This is a genomic window from Streptomyces melanogenes, assembly GCF_014649795.1.
Lineage (GTDB): Bacteria > Actinomycetota > Actinomycetes > Streptomycetales > Streptomycetaceae > Streptomyces > Streptomyces noboritoensis.
The window spans coordinates 156,369-173,567 of the sequence record NZ_BMTS01000017.1; the positions used below are offsets into that span (position 1 = coordinate 156,369).

Here is a 17,199-nt window from a genome sequence, read left to right on the forward strand (position 1 = left end):
TCCCACGCGATGGCCTTCCCGAGCCGCCCGCCTGCCGTGTCTTTGACCAGCACGCCGGGGTCAGGAATCCACGGCGGGCCGGGTACGACAGCCCACATCAGCGCGATCCCACAGGGCGGGTCCAGACCTGCACCCGCCACGTCTCCGCATCGGTCGGCGACCGCAGGGCGGAGGGGGCCACGGCCCACTCGGCGCCACCACCCGGCGGAACGAGGTACGCGGACCCGTCGAACAGCTTGCGTACCTCACCGATCCGGCCGTTCGTCGTGTCTACGGCGTACGTTCCCACTGCGGGAGCCCAGTTGCCCGACGCCGTGTCAGCAAGGTCGCACCGTCGCTGCCTCTCGCCTTCGGTCCTGCGTACCCTCTCGGACCCCTCATTCCGCTTCATCTGTAGAGGGGCCGTACGAGACCTCAGAGATTCAATCCACGGACGTAGCAAGGTAGTTGGATACGTGATCGCCTCTAACTACCGCGTTGCACAGTAGCTAGCCCAGCACGCCCAGCCGGGTAGCCATCGAGCGCATGTCAGAGGTGAGCCTCCGCTTACGTCGCTGGACGATCGCAGCCATCACGTCTTGCGCCATGCGTTGATGCCGGAGCCACTGAGGGTTGACGTAGTCAATCGCCGTCAGCCGGTCCATAGCTTTGTCATGGTCGCCAACCTTGACGAACGCCGTTGCCACAGTCAGCCGGTGTCGGTTCCATTCCTTTTCTGTCTCAGTGATACGGGCGGCCTTCATGGTGTGGTCTGAGAACCGAGCCTTTCCCGTGGATTCGTCAATCACGCGGTAGGGGTCCCCGTTCTCCGCGATCAATTCATCCTCCAGAGCCTTCATCCCGGCAACGGCGCTATCGAACCGGCCGAACCGGTGGCCTGTGTCGGCGCACCTTCCCAGGGCGGCAGCGGCAGACTCGGCAATCCTACGGGCATCTGCACCGTCGTCAGGACGGTTATTGCGAACAGCAGCGGCAGCAGCTTGCAAGGCGAGCCAGCCCCAGACTGCGAGCCTCTCCGGGGGCGCTTTGGAGATTCGCGGCTCTAGGTGGTCGGCTGTCTCAATGGCCGCTCGCTCCGCGTCATCGAAACGCCCTTGCCTCAATTGCCGAACCTGCGTCAGGTATCGGCCACCCAACAAATAGGCTTCCGAGCGAGCAGACAGCGCCCGTGTGTACTCCTCACCGTTGTCGAAGTACGAGACCGCCGAATTCGCATCCCGGATCATCTGAGGCATCTTGCCACCAACAGAACCGAAGTTGTCTGAATCGTACGCCGAGGAACCAGCGCGAATCACTTCCAACAAGGCGGGAAGGTTCGGTTCTTCGGTCTGCCTCTCGCTGGCACTTTCCGTGATTTCCAGGGGCGGGGTAAGCGCACTCCGCAAATCGGCCAGACCTACACGTGTCTGATCTTCCCCCCGCACGGGTTCTGGAGTATCTGAGGCCATAAGCTGAGAGGTCTTCACATGCAGTGCGCGAGCCAGGACGTGAAGAGTTTCGATCCTGACATTTCCGCCCTGTTCCAGCTTGGCCACGGTGGAGGGGGCGAGCCCAGAGGCGTAAGCCAACTGCTCCTGAGTCAGCCCAGCCAGCCGCCGATGCTTCCTGACGTTCTCCCCTAGAGCGCTCACGTTCCCCGCCTGGTGCGTGTGGTGTCGTGCTCCGTCCGTCCAGCGTACGCTCGGACTCGCGGACCGTGATGGCGGCGCGGGCGCTCGACGACAGTCCCAACTCGCGCATGTAGCAAGAACGTTGGCTGCGGTATCGGTGGGGTGGGTCAGGGTTCCTACAGAGGTGTACGCCTTGTCCATGCCCTCGGTAGGTTCTAGGCGGTCAGCGCGCGTATGGCCGGCTGGCCGCGCATGAACCTGACTCCAGTCATCAGGCCGCCTTGGAGTCGATCGTTCAGGGAACACGGAGGCGTTCTACCGGCGGACCGCCGAGATCAGTCCGCCGGACTGCTCGTCGTGCTGCGGCGGGGTGGTGATCGGGCGGCCGTAGGCGGCGGCGCGCTCGCGGAGGGTGTGACTGGTGGCCTCCCAGCCGTGCCCGGCCAGCCAGCCGATCGGGTCGTCGGGCATCTCCGAGAGCCACATGGACGCCGCCGATCCGGGCGCGGCGTCCGCGCGGAAGCGCTCGATCACGCCGCGCGGGCTCAACGTCAGCCCCATCCGGCTGCCCGGCGCCGAGTGCGCGCTGATCCGGGCCAGCAGCAGTTCCACCGCTTCCTCGGGGAGGTAGATCAGCAGTCCTTCGGCGATCCACACGGTCGGAACGGTCGGGTCGTGCCCTGCGGCGACCAACGCGGCCCGCCAGTCCTCGCGCAGATCCACCGCGACGGGGATCCGCTCGCAGCGTGCGACGGCCCGCTCCTGGCGCAGCACCGAAGCCTTGAAGTCCAGTGGCGCGGCGGTGTCTACCTCGAACAGCCGGGTGCCCTCGGGCCAGTCCATCCGGAAGGCCCGGCTGTCCATGCCGGCGCCGAGCAGCACGACCTGCCGGACCCCGGACGCACAGGCCTGCTGCAACAGGTCGTCGAGGAATTTCGTCCTGATGACGATGGAGTACGACACGGCCAGTCGGCGCAGGTGCGCGGCCTCGTCGGGCAGTGGCGTCGAGGAGGTCCCCTGGCCGCCGGCGGTGGCGAAGGCCTGTGCCAGCGGGTCGCGGAACAGCGCGTTCTCCCGCTCGCTCTCCAACGCCCGCACCCTGGCCACCCCCACCGAGGTGGCCCACACTCCCGACGGCTGCACCCGCTCCTGCTCATCAGTCACCACGCCAGCCTAGAGGTAGACAGCGCGATCCTGCGGGCTCACTGCCAGAAGATCTCCTCCACGATGATCTGTGGGTCGTCGACGCGGCGTACGAAGGTGCAGAGCAGCCATCCCCGGCCGTGGTCGAAGCCGAGGATGTGGGGGCCTTTGGGTCGGCTGGAGCGGGCGGGTTCAAGGTAAGAGCCAGGCGGGAGCTCGTCCTGTGGGAGATAGGGGTTCCTGGCAGTGACCAGTTCGGCCATGCCGTTGGTGATCTCTTTTCGTACGTGTTCGGGGAGCGCGTCGCGGTAAGTGCGGGCTGCTTGCACCCAGTCCGCTTGCCAGGGCGGCCCCATGAACGGGTCGGTCACCGGCCGGGCTCTGCCTCCCGGGCTGCGCGGCGCAGGTGGACGGCTTCTTCAAGAAGGGCCTTTGCCCGGGGGAGGTCGGGCGTCTCGGCGGCCTCGACCTCCAGGCGGTTCACCTGGTCTTCGAGCAGTGTGTCGCGCGCGATGGCGTACTCACCCCACCAGCGGGCCAGGAACGCGGGGACCGGCGCGATGTCATAGGCATCGGCGATGTCCCGCTTCCACTGCGCGTCGAAGTCAGCGAGGAGCGCGGGCGTGTGCTCGGCAATGGCCGCGCGCAGAGCCTTCGGGCTCCGCTCCGCGGGCATGGGAGGGACGCCTGGTCCGTTCCTGGCAGAGGTCGTCATGGTGGTCTCCTCGGGCCGGTTCCACCCCTCAACGTACCGGGTGGGCAGAGGGTGGCGTGATGTTTCATATGTGATGACCGCATCCGTGCCGACGGATCGGTCGGCGAGGCTGAGCCGCTGCCCCGCGTCGGCGCGGGCGCGTGCGGCCCGCCAGACGGATCCGGACCGCAGCCGTCGATCAGTGATGCCCTCTCAGGCGCTTGCCGACTAAAGTCCCGCTGCAGAAACAGCGCGCGGGCACGGACTTTGAGGTCCTTGATGTTGACTCCCGCCCTGGACTGGGCACTGCTGGACTTGGAGTCTCCGTTGCCGCCCTCCGCCTTGCCGAGAATGCGGGTGGTCCACTCCCAGGCGGTTCCCTTCTGCCAGTTGTAGCCGTTGGGGGCCGTGAACAGCTCGTACTGACCGCCCGACCTCGTAGCCTGGGGAGGCTTGGGGTACAGCGAGTCCAGGCCCCTCGGCCCCACCACGATGACCGCTTCCTGGGCTGGGAGGTACTCGAGCGAATGGGGAAAGAACGTCAGCCCGTTCACCCAGCCGAGCGCCGCAGCGTCGCTTTGCCGGTGGGTCGTCACATGCCCGTTGGTCTCGTCCCCGCCGCATGCCAGGAAGGCGGTCTCCTTCGAGCTCAGGAATGTGCGTCCTCCAGGGGTCCCGCCCCCCCCGTTTCGAAGGCGGCCCACGGCTTCGTGAACACGTTGTCCTGGATGTCCGCAGTGTGATAGTTCGCGACGACTTTGTTGGCCATGTCAAACAAGGCCGCATTGAAGCCCGCGCGAGGTGCGCGTAACTCCTCCGGAGTAAGAATCGCTCCTCGTGCCGGGCCGGACAGCGCCCCGGCAGACAGGGCCGAAGCTCCCGCAGCGACTGTTCCTCGCAGTAGCTGCCGCCGATCCACACTCATGTCGCTCCTCTCGGACAGCGCACGCGCAGACGCGATTACCCGCAGCCTGGGGCGCCCGCGCGCCCCACCCTCCTACCGGCCTGCCCGCCCCGGCCTTCGTCGTCCCACCACTGACTGACGCCACAACCGCCTGGGGTTGACGTCCGCGCTGCACCTGGCGCAGCAGGTTCCAAGAGATCCCGTGCGGTCCACAGTCGGGGCCCGTGTTCGCCCGTCTGCCCCGCCCCGCACGACAGCGGCCCTGAGCTGGGGCAGCGTCGGGAGGAGTGCACGGAAGTCCCCCCGGAAGAGGCTCGCATGGACGAGGTCGCACAGTACGAGCGCTACGCCGGCGGCAGCCCGGAAGCCGAGCGGCTGGTCTTCGAGCGGCTGGCGCGGGAGCTTCTGCGGGTGCAGCTCAAGGTGAAGAAGCGCAGCGGCGCCGCCTCTGTCGACCGGGCCTTCCACGCCAAGGCGGTCCTCGGCGTGGAGAACGCCCGGCTGAGGTTCCGCGACGACCTTCCCGAGGACCTGCGGGCGGGTTTCGTCAAGCCCGGAGCCGAGTACCCGGTCACGGTCCGGCTGTCCAACGCGAGCGGAGCCCGGCAGCCCGACTTCGCGCCCGATCTGCGCGGGGCGGCGCTGCGCATCGAGGTGGGCCCCGGGGAGACGCACGATCTGCTGATGACGAGCTTCCCGGTCTCCCACGCCCGTAACGCGGTGGAATTCGTCGCCTTCGCCAAGGCCATGGCAGGTGCCGACTCGCGGCTGCGCAAGGGGTACGCCCTGCTCGTCAAGCTGCCTTTGGCGGTCGGCTGGTCGACGGCCGCCCGGATGCGGCGCAACGTCGTCGCGGGAACCAGTCGCACGGTACGCAGCCTGGCGCTGGAGACGTACTGGAGCCGGGGCGCGATCCTGTGGGGCGAGCGCGGACCGGTGCGGTATCAGCTGCGGCCCGCCGCGGTCGCCCCCGCGGCCCCGGCGGCGTCGCGCACCGATCCCGACTACCTGGGGCGCGAGCTCTCCCAGCGGCTGCGTCAGGGGGACGTCGTCTTCGAGCTGTGCGTGCAGCGCTACGTGGACGCCCGGCACACCCCCGTCGAGGACGGTGCGGTGGAGTGGACGGAGGAGGTCGCGCCCGTCCTGCCGGTGGCCACCTTGACCATCCCGTGCCAGGACATCCACACCGCCGAAGCCCGCGCCTGCGCGTCGCGGGTCGACCTGCTGGCGTTCAACCCGTGGCACACCGTGGAGGGTTTCCGGCCGCTGGGCAACCTCAACCGTGCTCGCAAGGCCGCCTACGAGGCCAGCAGCGCCTACCGCCTGGGCCGGCGCTTCCTGACCGTCGAGCCACGGCGCAACACCGTGCTCGGGGTACCGCTGCGGGCCGGCTTCCGTACCGTCAACCGCTTCGTCCCGTGGCACCGGCTGCCCACCCCGCTCGGCCTGCTCAACCTCATGGCCTTCCGGCAGACGCTGCGCCGGCACAACCTCATCGACACCGAAGCCCATGAGGCCCCGCCCGAGGCCGGTCCGGTGGAGGCACCGCCCGAGGAGGAGCTGCTGGTCAGACGCAGTTACGACGGCTCGTACAACGATCTGTCGGTGCCACGCATGGGCGCTGTCGGGGCGACCTTCGGCCGCACCATGCCGCCCGTCTACCGCCCGGACGGGTTCGACACGCCCAATCCCGTCACCGTGAGCCGGGAACTGCTCCGCCGCGAGGTGTTCATCCCCGCGACCTCGCTGAACATCCTCGCCGCCGCGTGGATCCAGTTCCAGGTGCACGACTGGGTCAAGCACAAGCGGCTGCCGGTCGCCACCGGGAGCGTCGAGGTGCCGCTGCCACCCGGCGACACCTGGCAGAACACCCCGGGCGGGCCGCGCGAGAAGGTGATGCGCTTCGGCGCGGACGAGGCGGTGCGTCCGCCCGGCGACGGGCAGCCGCCGATCGTGTTCGCCAGCGACGTGTCGCACTGGTGGGACGGTTCGGAGGTCTACGGCAGCGACCAGGACGTGGCGAAGTCGCTGCGTGAGCCCGACGGCGGCGCCGGGCTCCGGCTGGAGGAGGGACACCTGCCCCACGGCGCGAACGGTGTGCCGCTCACCGGATTCACCGACAACTGGTGGCTCGGCCTCAGCTCCATGCACACCCTGTTCGCCCGTGAGCACAACACCTTGTGCGAAGCCCTGCGACGCGAATACCCGCAGATGGACGAGGACCGGATCTACCACACGGCCCGGCTGATCGTCTCCGCGCTCATCGCGAAGATCCACACAGTCGAGTGGACCCCCGCGATCCTCGCCACCAAGACGCTCGACATCGGCATGAAGACCAACTGGCAGGGACCGCCGAAGAACTGGCTCGACCAGCTGGGCGTCTGGCTGCTGGAGGCGAACGGGCGGCAGGGCATCCCCAAGACCCTGCCCGACCACCACGGTGCCCCGTACTCCCTCACGGAGGAGTTCGTCACCGTCTACCGGATGCACCCGCTGATCCCCGACGACTACGAGCTCGTCGACCACCGATTCGGCCGCCGGATCGACACCCTGGACTTCACCGCCCTCCAGGGCGCCGCAGCCGAGCCGCTCATCCGCAAGACCGGCCTGGTGAACACCCTGTATTCGCTTGGCATCGCCCACCCCGGGGCGATCACCCTGCACAACTTCCCGCGCGCACTGCAGGCCTTCCAGCGGGACGGGGAGGTGATCGACCTCTCGGTTGTCGACCTGGTGCGTACCCGACGCCGTGGCGTCCCGCGCTACAACGATTTCCGCGCCGGCCTGCACAAGCCGCGGATCCGGCGGTTCGAGGACCTCTCCTCCGATCCGGAGACGGTGGCACGGCTGCGTGACGTCTACCACTCGGTCGACGACATCGACACCGTGGTCGGGCTCTTCGCCGAGAATCCGCCCACGGGCTTCGGCTTCAGCGACACCGCCTTCCGCGTGTTCATCCTGATGGCCAGCCGACGGTTGCAGAGCGACCGCTTCCTCACGGTCGACTTCCGGCCGGAGGTCTACACACCTCTCGGCATGGACTGGATCGAACGCAACGGCATGACCAGCGTCATCCTGCGGCACTGCCCCGAGCTGGCGGGCATCCTGCCGCGCGGGGCCAGCGCCTTCGCACCCTGGCGCCCGGTCCAGCCGGTCCGCAACGGCTACGGCCGCGGCTGAGCGGGAGAGGACCATGACCGCATCGGAGAACGCGGGCCACCCCGGCCTGGAGGACCTGCTGTCCCGTCCCCTGTGGCAGACGCTCTTCCAGCGGCGCACCCACCGGGTCAGCAAGGGCGCGTCCGTGCCGGCCAGGTCGATGAGCTACGACTCCCCGCACCAGCCGCAGCCGCTGGGCGAACTGGAGGAGGCGGTGCTCATCGCCCTTACCGGCTCCTCGGGACTGACCATGCCCGACCGGCCCTTCGAGGACCCCCGCGACCACCAGCCGATCATGGCCAAGCCGAACCTGAACATGACGGGCCGCACCGCGGGCAGCCCCGACAACGCGCAGGCCACCCACTTCTTCATGATCAACGACACGGGCACCTACTACCTGCGGAAACTGCCGCCAACCTCGGACCACACCTTCGACCCCGACACACTGATCGACCGCGCACGCCAGTCGAAGGTGCGGGTACTGGACCACCGCCTGGACGTCGCCGAGGGGATGCGCGACTTCCCGGCCTACCTCGACTCCAACCGGTTCCTGTCCAACCTCCCGGGCACCACGCTCTTCCTGCCGGTGGTCGACCTCTCCCACCAGTACATCAACGCGCTGATGTACCTGCTCACCCAGCCCGAGGGAGCCCGGCCCACCGTCGTCGACGACCGCAACTTCTACCGCCCGGCCGGGGTGAAGAAGTGGGTGCGCAGCGGCTTCCTCAACCCCGACGTCAAGCTGCCGCTCGGCTCCCTGGGGCCGATGCGGACCCAGATCGAAGCCGACCTGCTGCTGCAGAACATGATGCTCACCGCGGACGCCATGGGGCTCGGCGCCTGGATCCACGCATCGATCAGCCCCCAGATCATGCTGGGCGACCCGAAGTTCTCGCGCGCCTACGGCCGCATGCTGGGCTTCGACTTCGCCACGCCCAGGTTCCGTCCCGCCGACATCCTGCGCTGGCAGGTGCCGCTGCCGAAGTACGCCAACCTGCGCTCGCACCCGGTGGGGCTGCGGGCCGGCGGCGAACACCTCATCAAGGGCGCCTGCCCGCCCAACTACCCGTCGATGCAGGAAGCCGTGGACTCCGTCGTCCGCTCCAAGTTCGGCGAGCGGGGCATCTACACCGACAAGGACCTGTTCACCCGCATCTACAAGGACGGCTACGCGCAGCGGTACCTCACCGAGGCCAGTGCGTACGACCGCCAGGTCATCGAGTGCGCGCGGGACATCTGCGTGTACATCCACGAGACCCACGGGCGGTTCCCGGCACACACCGACGCCATCCACGTGCCCGGCATCTGGCTGCAGGCCCACCACGTCGAGTCCGAGTACTACGAGCGCTTCTTCCAGCACGGCCTGACCGACGCCCACCGTCGGCACGCCGCGCACTGGGACGGATGAGGCGATGAGGGAGATCCGGTGAGAGTCTACGAGGCCATCGTCAAGGGGCTGGAAGGCATCGGCGTACAGGCGGCCTTCGGCGGTGCCGGGGAGAACGCGGCGGGTCTGATGCTGGCACTGAAGCATTCCCAGCACATCAGGCCGATCATCACCCGTCACGAGCAGGCCGCGTCCTTCATGGCCTGCGGATACGCCATGTACACCAACCGGCTGGGCTTCTGCTTCGCGACCGCCGGGCCGGGCGCGTTCAACCTGTTCTCGGGCCTGGCCGTGGCCATGTCCGACTCCTATCCGGTCCTCGCTGTTTCGGGGTACGCGAACATGGAGTGGCGCGGATGGGGCTCGCTCAACGAGACGTCGGGGCTGAACCGCACACCCGATTCCCAGGCCATGTTCGCGGCCACGACCAAGAAGTCCTTCCTGCTCACCGACATCGCCGACACCTGCGACGTCCTGGAGGAGGCGGTCAACACCGCCTTCGAGGGAAGGCCCGGGCCCGTGCACATCCACGTACCCGAGAACCTGACCCACCGCGGTGTGGAGGTGACGAACTTCCGCCCGATCGAGCTCGACGTACGCCCGGTCCTGCCGGACCCGGCCCGGGTGGCGCAGATCGCGGCGGTACTGGCGGACGCCCTGGCACAGCGCAAGCGCATCGTGGCGCTCGTCGGCTTCGGCGCGGTGCGCAGCGGGGCGGGCCCGGAGGTCCAGCGGCTGATCGAACGGTTCCAGATCCCGCTGCTCACCACCCTGGACGGCAAGGGCATCGTGTCCGAGGGCCACCCGCTCGCTGTCGGCGTCTTCGCCGACAGCGGCCATTCCAGCGCGTGGAAGGCCTTCCGCGAGGCCGACGTCGTCCTGTGCGTGGGCAATTCCCTCAACCAGCACGCCACGTTCAACTACCGCGCGGACCTATTTGAGAACAAGCTGCTTATCCATGTGAACATCTCCGAGGGCGAGTTCCACAAGGCCTACCGCGCCGACCACACCCTGCTGTCCGACGCGCGCCCCGCCATGGCCACCCTCGCCGACGAACTGGAGCGGCTGGTCGGCGACATACCGGCGGTCGAGGTCGACGGCCAGGACTACGAGGCCCGCACGATCCACCACCTGCCGGGGAAGATCCACCCCGGAGAACTCGCCCAGTCGATCGGACGCATGCTGCCGCCCGGCGGTGTGCTGCTCGCGGACGCGGGCGCGCATCTCGCGTGGCTCGGGTACTACGTGGAACTCGAACAGGGGCAGAACTTCCGCAAGGCGGGCTCCTTCGGGCCGATGGCCGGGCACGTCAACGGAGCCATCGGCCTCAAGGTCGCCCACCCGGACAGGACCGTCGTCGTCGGCTGCGGCGACGGCTGCTACTCGCTGTCCGGGTTCGAGCTCATGACCGCCGTCGAGCACGACATCCCCGTCATCTGGGTCATCTTCAACGACGGGGAGTTCAAGCTGATCAAACTCTTCCAGCTGGTCACGTACGCCGAATCCGGTCTGGTCGAGTTCCAGAACCCGGACTTCGCCGCGTACGCCCGCGCGTGCGGCGCGGACGGGTACCAGGTGGAGACCCTGGAGGAGTTCGAGGAGGCCTTCCGCACGGCCCTGGCCTCCGGCCGACCCTCGCTGATCGACGCCAGGATCACGCGCTGGGCCGTGCCGCATTACAGCCCGTCGCCGGATGGCGTGATCGACGGGCTTGTCGAGAGTGTGGAGGCACGGTTCCGGGACTGATGGCGCCGGGGCGGATTGCGTCCTTTGCTGCCAGATGCCCTCGCCCGCGTTTGAGGGCATCACGAACGGCAGCTGGGCGTCGGACGGTTCGGCGCGGGAGCAGGTGTGGTCGCCCGGGCACAGGCGGGACGGGCCTGCCGTCAGGACGGACGGCAGGACTCGCAGGCGTGGCTGTCCATGACAGTAACCAGGTCGCGAGCCGCTGCCTGAACAGCGGCATCCTCGTCACGGGCCAGCACCTCCGCCATGCTCCTTCCGTCAAGCACGGCACGGTGAGCCGCGTGCCGCACTTCGATCTTCGGAGGATTGCCGTGTTCGAGGATCGTCTGCAGCAACTCGATCACGCCGACCCGACTGGTGACGGATTCGGTCACCGCGAGATCCCACAGAAACGGCACCGCCACCGCGGTCGCGTCGAAGACAGCCAGCTCACCGAGCCACAAACCAAGATCACTCAACGCCGAAGCACTCGTCCGAGCGTCACCCCACGCCACACGTGACAGCCGTCCCGGAACCTCCGCCGCCGATCCGTACGCGTGCGTCAGCTCATCCCATCGGACTCGGCTCATGCCCTTGAGGATCGTCCCCACCACCACTCCCGTCTGCTGCCTGTCCTACGAAACCAAGCGCCGCGATTCCAACTTCACGGACCACGGTGACGCGAGCCTGGTCCGGCACGCCGATGCGGTGTTGGCAGCTGGTCGCGGAGACGGTTACCGCGTCACAGCGGGCAGCTCCCGTCCACCACCGCCACGAGGTCCCCGCCTTCACGTCTGCCACATGAGCCACGGGTCATCGCGGCAGTCCTCCTGGAGCACCGGCTCGTTGACCCGCGAACCCGCCCGGGAACCCGCGCACTTGCCGCTGTTGACGTTGACCAGTTGCCAGGCCCGGAAGGCGCCGCGGTAGCGGAGTGTCCAGAACTGGTCGGGGAACAGGCCCTGTCGGTCGCCGCACAGATAGTGGGTGACGGAGACGTCGTTCTCGACCCTGGCTCCCTGGACGGACAGGCAAAGGCCGCTGAACCGGTTGCGGATGGAGTAGACGGCGGGTGGGCCGGCCGTCTCCCGGGTGAGGTGCCACTGCTGCTGGGGGGTCTCACCGCAGCCGGACTGGATCATGCCGTCCGCGGGGTTCGGGTTTCCGGCCGGAACGGCCAGGCACAGGTGGCTTCCGGCGTTCGCCAGTCGGAACAGGCCGTTGGGGGCGTCCGGCGCCTCCGGCGTGTTCGTGGGTGCCGGCTTGGCGCCGGTGGGGGCAGGCGCGGACGCAGCAGGCGGGGAGGGCGGCGCCACGAACCCGCCGGCCGGTGCGGGCGCCGTCGGGGTCGTGGGCCGTGTCCCGGTCGGCGGGGGCGGAGCCACGGACGTAGGGGTGCCGGGCGGGGTCGTGACCGGAGTCGCGGATCGGCCGGTGTCGCCGGAAGGCGACTGGTACTGCAGCAGGTACGGCTGGACCTCTCGGGAGGCGGGCGCGGACGCGGCGGGCCGCTCCCGTTCCACGACGACCACGGCCGTCGCCGCGGACACCGCGACCGCCAGGACCGTGAACACGGCGACGACTGCGGTCACGGCCAGCGACGAGCGGACCCGGCCGCCGCGCGGAGCGGCGACGACGAGCTGCCCGGTCGCACCTGCCGGTACCGGAGCCGAGGGCGAGATGTCGTACGGCAGCGGCGGCAAGGTCGTCTGCGCGATGACCGGCGCCGCGGAGGGACGGTCGATCCGCTCCAGGACGACCCCCTGCACCGGGCGGCCCTCCACCGCCCGGTGCTCCCGCCAGAGACACTCCACCTCGTGCCCGGTGTCGGCCAGCGCGTCGGCCGTTCGCGCCAGCGCCAGCACCAGATCGGTGCCCGCTGTCACCGGAGCCGTGGACCCGGCGGGCAGGGCGGCCCGGGTCTCCGCCCGTGCCTGCCCCAGGATCTGCCGGGCACCGCGGTGGAGGGAACGTACGGCCTCCAACTGCCGCAGCGCCCGGTCCACGAGGCCGTCCGCCGTCGCATCGGAGTCCGCCTCCGCATCCGGCGCGGGTGGTGGTGCGGACGTGTCGGCCGGTTCGGCTGCGCCGGGCCGGTGCTCCGGCTCCGGCGACGCGGCCCGCAGGTCGTCCTTGTCCCCGAGCAGTCTGCCCACGAGGGAGACAAGGCTCCGTACGAGCCCTTCGGCCTCGGCGAGGTCGGCCTCGGCACGCCGTAGCGCCTCGTCGAGTTTCAGGCCGGGACCCGCCTCCGCCTCGGCGACGAGCGCCGCCTCGTGCAGCCGCTGTGCCCGCTGGAGCAGCGTCTGACGGCCGCGGCCGTCGCGTACCCGGTCCCGTACGACGGAGTTGAGCCTGCCGAGGGGAATGATCCGGGCGCCGCTGCGGTAGTCGCTCCACATCGTCTTGCCGCCGCCGTACCGCTGCGCGAGCTCACGGACCGTCAGCTCGGCGGTGAGATCCCCCAGGAATCCAGCCAAGGCATCCGCCGCTCGCGTCGCCCCCTTCGGTGCCCCTTGCGGTCGCCCTGTTCTGCGCATGTCGGTCCCCCAGTTGTCCGCGGACAACCCCGCTTGTCCGCCCCCTTCCCCCTGGCTGACCTGCGCAGATCGTCTCGGGGCCGCGCGGCCAACTCCGTCGCCCGGCAGTGTCGGGCCATGGATCGCCACTAGGGAACACCCGTTCCAAGGTGCCGTCCAGCGCATGGCCTGCCGTTGTCCGGATTGCATCGGGCAAACGGCGCGCGTGCGACCCACTCGTCACGATCCGGTGGCCACCGACCAGGGGGATCAATGAAGAACGACGGCACGGCCCGGTGGACCACCACACCGCTGTCGATCTACAGCGACCCGAGGAGCTTCAGCGGCGCCGGCGTCGTCGCCGCGGGCCCCGGCGACATGCACTGCTAGCCACGCTGCTCCCACAGACTGCCGTGGCCGGGCGCGCCGCGATCTTCCTGCGGCAGGAGAACGCACCGGCCCCGGCGGAACGGAAAGTTCAACTCAACCGAACGAACTCACGGAGGAATCATGGTTGCGCTCTTCGCCCGCTACACCCGCTACGCGCTCAGCACGATGACCGCCGCGGTCTTCACGAGCGGCTGACGGTCTGCGCGTTGATCGTCACTGACTGAACCGAGCGGGTGGCCGGTGTCTCATCGGCCACCCGCGCCACGAGGAGGGAGGCTCAGGCGCGTGTTCGGGACCATGATCCGGCAGATTCAGTACGGCGCGCAGATGCTGCGCGGCGGACGGCTGGCCGTGAGCGGCCTGCAGGGCACCGTGGCCGATCTGCGGGCGACGATCGAGGAGTTCGGCGAGCCCGGCGAGGAAGCCGCCGTGATGTTGCCGGGCGGCACGGAGCCGGATCCGCAGATCCAGCGGACGATGGCCGACCGCAGGCTGAAGCTGACGGTACGGCACGCGGCCGCTCACGTTCCCTACTACCGCCACCTCTTCGCCGAACTGGGCCTCAACCCCCAGGACATCTCGCTCGACACGCTCGCGCTGCTGCCGCCGACGCCGAAGTCGGCGCTGCGCGCCGCGTCGTCGGCCTTCGTCTCCGTGCGCTCCGAGCCGGTCCTGCTGGCCCAGACCACCGGGACGACCGGCATACCGACGAGCGTGTGGTTCTCGCAGTACGAGCTCGAACTCGCCGCCGCGCTGTCGGCCATGTCGTTCCTGATGGGTTCCGCCCTGCGCAGCAGACACATCGTGCTGAGCACGATCAGCTCCCGGGCGACCCTGGCCAAGCTCACCGTCCAGCGCGCGCTGGCGATGGTCGGCGCCGGATTCATCGCCATGGGGACCGTGGATCCCCGGATCATCATCGACCGGCTCGCCACCCCCATGCGGCTGCCGGGCAAGGAGCCCCAGGTCACCCATCTCATCGTGACCGCATCCGCCCTCGGCGGCCTCGTCCAGACCGCGGAACGCGACGGCTGGGACCCCGCCGACTTCGGGCTGTGGCAGATCCTCGTCGGCGGCGAGGTGCTCAGTGACCCGTTGCGCAGCCGCGCCGAGGAGGTGTTCGGGGCGCAGGTCACCGACACGTACTCGATGACCGAGACCATGCCGACCGCGGGGCTGGCCTGCGAGGAAGGCCACCTCCACCTCTCGGCCGAACAGGCCCACATCGAGGTGCTCGACCCCCTGACCCACACCCCGGCCGGGCCCGGCGAGACCGGCACCCTGGTCGTGACGCCGTACACGCAGTACCGCGACACCACGCTCCTGCTGCGCTACGACACCGGCGACCTCGTCCGCCGCCTGCCCGGCACCGAACCCCCGACCTGCTCCCTGCGCGGCATGCCCGCCACCTCGAGGATCCTCGGCCGCAACACCAACGGTCCGGCGGAACTGACCCAGCGTGCCGTCCTCGACCGCCTCCAGGGCGAGCGGCGACTTCCGCTGCCGACGCGGTACGCGGTGTCGCCAGGTCCGGACGGCCCCCGGCTGTACGTGGTCGCGGACCGCCCGTCGGCGGCGCTGCTGGCCCATGTGGAGAAACGGTGCGCCGATCTCCCCCTCAGCGGCGTCGTCCTGCTGGAGGATCCCGACGAACTCCCCGAACCCTGCCGCGTAAGAGCCGATCTGACCGAGCACAGCTTCGAGCTGCCCTCCCCGCGTCACCAGCCGGTACGGAGTGCCCGATGAGTCAACTCGCCCAGGCTCTCACCCTGTTGGCCGCGCTGGCGGCGCTCATCGCACTCGCCGCGCTGTATCTGCGACGCGTCCGTATGCCGCGCCCGCCGGTGGGCCGCTTCGTCCGCTCGGACATCGCGGTGATGACCGTCACGCTGGTGTCGATGCCTCCGATCTACCTGCATCTGCCGCGAGCTCTGACGGCCTGTGCGTTCGGCGCGGTCTTCCTCGGTGCCTGTTCCATGGCCCTCGCCCCGGTCGTGGGCGGCCGGCGCGGCGCGGCCGTGACTCTGACCCTCGGTGCCTTCATACTCACCGCGCATCTGGCGGGATGGGTGCCCGCGCGGATCGCCGCGGGTGATCTGCTGCTGGCTCTCGCGGTGGTCGGGGTCAGCAACCTGTGGGCCCAGACCGGTATGACCGCCGGTCAGGTCGCGGCGCTGGCCGGGCTCCTGGCGCCGTACGACCTGCTGGCCACGGGGCTGACCTCGGTCACCGCCCAGCTCGTGCACCACTTCGCGGGCATGCCGCTCGGACCGATGCTCGCCGTCAACGACGGCACCTCACCCATCGGGGCCGGGCTCGGCGACTGTCTGATGCTGGCGCTGTGGCCGCTCGTCGCCGCCAAGGCCTTCGGGCGGGCGGCCGGCTGGTGCGGCGCGATCATCGGACTGTGCGTGGTGTCCGTGGTGCTCACGGGACCCGTCGCGGGCTGGGTCCACGGCGGCGTACCGCTCCTGACCGGGCTCGGCCCGTGCATCGTCGCGCAGTACGCCTACTGGCGCACGCGCCGCGGACCCGAGCGCCGCACCGTCGACTGGCGCGGCACCGCCGTGGAGCCGTCGACCGACCCCTTCCACGAGCAGGACGTGGCCGTCGCCCTGGCGATCGCCGACCAGCACAGAGACGCAGGATGGCTGGCCGTGGCGGAGGGCCGTGCCGTCGGCCACGCCCTCTCCCCCGGCGGCGCCCGTCGCACGGCCCGCGAAGCGGGGCATACGGCGGTACCGGTGGTCGTCGCAGTGCGGCCACACGGCACGGCGGCGAAAGCGAATACCCCGGGCGGATCTGGGGCTGGGCAGTCCGCACTTTCCCGAGCCGTCGGTGGTGGTGCCGACGCAGAACGGATCGCGCGAGTACGACAGAGTCATACGGGCGCGGGCGAGGTCGCGGCAGGCGAATGGCCCAGAAATCTCGGTTGAGATCGGCCCAGCTTTCCGAGACATTGCGTCGTTAGGTTGGAGGCAAGACGAAGACCTGAGCCGACTTCCACTCGGTCCCCGCCTGCGCCTTCGCCTGGATCACCGCACAGTGACTGAACAGGAGCCACCCATGGCCGACACGCCGCAGACCACCCCCGACGCTCAGGTCGAGGACCGGAGCGGGCAGGACCGCCCCGATCACCCCGCGGCCTTCGACGATGCGGCCATACGCCAGGCCCGCAACTCCGCCGCGTTCTGGGCCGCGACCGGAAAGTCCCGCGGCCACGAGGTGATCCGCCGGCGCGGCTTCCTGGCCGTGCTCGGCGACCAGCGCGCCGGAACGCGATTCCTGCTGCAGGAACCCGGCCTCGACGCGCACGAGCTCGCCGAACTGACCGAACTGGCCGCCCGATCGGCCGGACCGGTCGATGCCGAGGACCCGTTCAGCTCCACCGACCTCAGTCACCTGGGCATGCCGCGCAGCTGGCAGATGCCGATCATGGTGCGCCCGCCCAGCCCTGTCCCCGCCCCCGCGATGGAGGTGGTCCGAGTCCAGGGGACGCAAGAGCTACAGGCTGCCGAACGGATCGTGATCGACGGCTTCGAGTTGACCAGATTCACCCCCTACTGTTGAACAGCACGAAAGAGTTCAGCAGCGCAGCAAAGAGTTCAGCATGTAGTTCAGCAGTGCAGTGAACTGTTCAGCGCCATACGGTACATCAATGGACGTTT

General features: G+C 69.3%; 12 protein-coding genes. 6 read left to right on the forward strand and 6 right to left on the reverse strand.

From position 1 onward, the window contains the following. Positions 1 to 488: 488 nt before the first annotated feature. The 4 genes from IE252_RS31300 to IE252_RS31315 all read right to left on the reverse strand — a co-directional run bounded on the left by IE252_RS31300 (position 489) and on the right by IE252_RS31315 (position 3,468). Positions 489 to 1,811 carry a helix-turn-helix domain-containing protein gene (locus IE252_RS31300; protein ID WP_190092794.1) on the reverse strand — a complete coding sequence of 441 codons (1,323 nt, stop codon included), beginning with the start codon at positions 1,809 to 1,811 and terminating at the stop codon, positions 489 to 491. Between the two features lie 114 nt (positions 1,812 to 1,925). Continuing rightward, complete coding sequence (locus IE252_RS31305) at positions 1,926 to 2,774, reverse strand: class I SAM-dependent methyltransferase (RefSeq protein ID WP_190092795.1); 849 nt, start codon at positions 2,772 to 2,774, stop codon at positions 1,926 to 1,928. Positions 2,775 to 2,812: 38 nt separating this feature from the next. After that, positions 2,813 to 3,124: a hypothetical protein gene (locus IE252_RS31310; RefSeq protein ID WP_190092796.1), complete on the reverse strand. Its 312-nt coding sequence runs from the start codon at positions 3,122 to 3,124 to the stop codon at positions 2,813 to 2,815. Next, positions 3,121 to 3,468, reverse strand: a complete 348-nt coding sequence (locus IE252_RS31315; protein WP_190092797.1) for a hypothetical protein — start codon at positions 3,466 to 3,468, stop codon at positions 3,121 to 3,123. The genes IE252_RS31310 and IE252_RS31315 overlap by 4 nt, the downstream gene beginning before the upstream one ends. A 1,201-nt stretch (positions 3,469 to 4,669) precedes the next feature. Here IE252_RS31315 and IE252_RS31320 point away from each other — a divergent pair. The 3 genes from IE252_RS31320 to IE252_RS31330 are packed head-to-tail and all read left to right on the forward strand — an operon-like array spanning position 4,670 to position 10,643. After that, positions 4,670 to 7,531, forward strand: a complete 2,862-nt coding sequence (locus tag IE252_RS31320) for a peroxidase family protein (RefSeq protein WP_190092798.1) — start codon at positions 4,670 to 4,672, stop codon at positions 7,529 to 7,531. A 13-nt stretch (positions 7,532 to 7,544) separates the two neighbouring features. After that, positions 7,545 to 8,918 (forward strand): hypothetical protein, encoded by a 1,374-nt coding sequence (locus IE252_RS31325; RefSeq protein WP_190092799.1) that lies wholly within the window; start codon positions 7,545 to 7,547, stop codon positions 8,916 to 8,918. A gap of 18 nt (positions 8,919 to 8,936) precedes the next feature. After that, positions 8,937 to 10,643, forward strand: a complete 1,707-nt coding sequence (locus IE252_RS31330; protein ID WP_190092800.1) for a thiamine pyrophosphate-binding protein — start codon at positions 8,937 to 8,939, stop codon at positions 10,641 to 10,643. A gap of 140 nt (positions 10,644 to 10,783) precedes the next feature. Here the strand turns inward: IE252_RS31330 and IE252_RS31335 are convergent, their stop codons facing one another. Both IE252_RS31335 and IE252_RS44010 read right to left on the reverse strand, forming a co-directional pair. Further along, positions 10,784 to 11,233: a hypothetical protein gene (locus tag IE252_RS31335; RefSeq protein ID WP_229848896.1), complete on the reverse strand. Its 450-nt coding sequence runs from the start codon at positions 11,231 to 11,233 to the stop codon at positions 10,784 to 10,786. Between the two features lie 177 nt (positions 11,234 to 11,410). Then, positions 11,411 to 13,102 (reverse strand): RICIN domain-containing protein, encoded by a 1,692-nt coding sequence (locus IE252_RS44010; RefSeq protein ID WP_190092801.1) that lies wholly within the window; start codon positions 13,100 to 13,102, stop codon positions 11,411 to 11,413. Between the two features lie 726 nt (positions 13,103 to 13,828). Between IE252_RS44010 and IE252_RS31345 the strand changes: the two genes are divergently transcribed. The 3 genes from IE252_RS31345 (at position 13,829) to IE252_RS31355 (ending at position 17,101) form a co-directional block, all read left to right on the forward strand. Beyond that, positions 13,829 to 15,277 (forward strand): phenylacetate--CoA ligase family protein, encoded by a 1,449-nt coding sequence (locus IE252_RS31345; RefSeq protein ID WP_229848897.1) that lies wholly within the window; start codon positions 13,829 to 13,831, stop codon positions 15,275 to 15,277. After that, positions 15,274 to 16,467 carry a hypothetical protein gene (locus IE252_RS31350; RefSeq protein ID WP_190092803.1) on the forward strand — a complete coding sequence of 398 codons (1,194 nt, stop codon included), beginning with the start codon at positions 15,274 to 15,276 and terminating at the stop codon, positions 16,465 to 16,467. The genes IE252_RS31345 and IE252_RS31350 overlap by 4 nt, the downstream gene beginning before the upstream one ends. Positions 16,468 to 16,597: 130 nt before the next feature. After that, positions 16,598 to 17,101, forward strand: coding sequence for a hypothetical protein (locus IE252_RS31355; RefSeq protein ID WP_229848898.1), 504 nt, complete (start codon positions 16,598 to 16,600; stop codon positions 17,099 to 17,101). Positions 17,102 to 17,199: the final 98 nt, after the last annotated feature.

Excerpts from the sequence above, each read along its gene's own strand:
- IE252_RS31300 (WP_190092794.1), bottom strand. The coding sequence starts at position 1,811 with ATGGACAAGGCGTACACCTCTGTAGGAACCCTGACCCACCCCACCGAT.
- IE252_RS31355 (WP_229848898.1), top strand. The coding sequence starts at position 16,598 with ATGGCCGACACGCCGCAGACCACCCCCGACGCTCAGGTCGAGGACCGG.
- IE252_RS31345 (WP_229848897.1), top strand. The coding sequence starts at position 13,829 with ATGATCCGGCAGATTCAGTACGGCGCGCAGATGCTGCGCGGCGGACGG.
- IE252_RS31350 (WP_190092803.1), top strand. The coding sequence starts at position 15,274 with ATGAGTCAACTCGCCCAGGCTCTCACCCTGTTGGCCGCGCTGGCGGCG.
- IE252_RS31315 (WP_190092797.1), bottom strand. The coding sequence starts at position 3,468 with ATGACGACCTCTGCCAGGAACGGACCAGGCGTCCCTCCCATGCCCGCG.
- IE252_RS31320 (WP_190092798.1), top strand. The coding sequence starts at position 4,670 with ATGGACGAGGTCGCACAGTACGAGCGCTACGCCGGCGGCAGCCCGGAA.
- IE252_RS31325 (WP_190092799.1), top strand. The coding sequence starts at position 7,545 with ATGACCGCATCGGAGAACGCGGGCCACCCCGGCCTGGAGGACCTGCTG.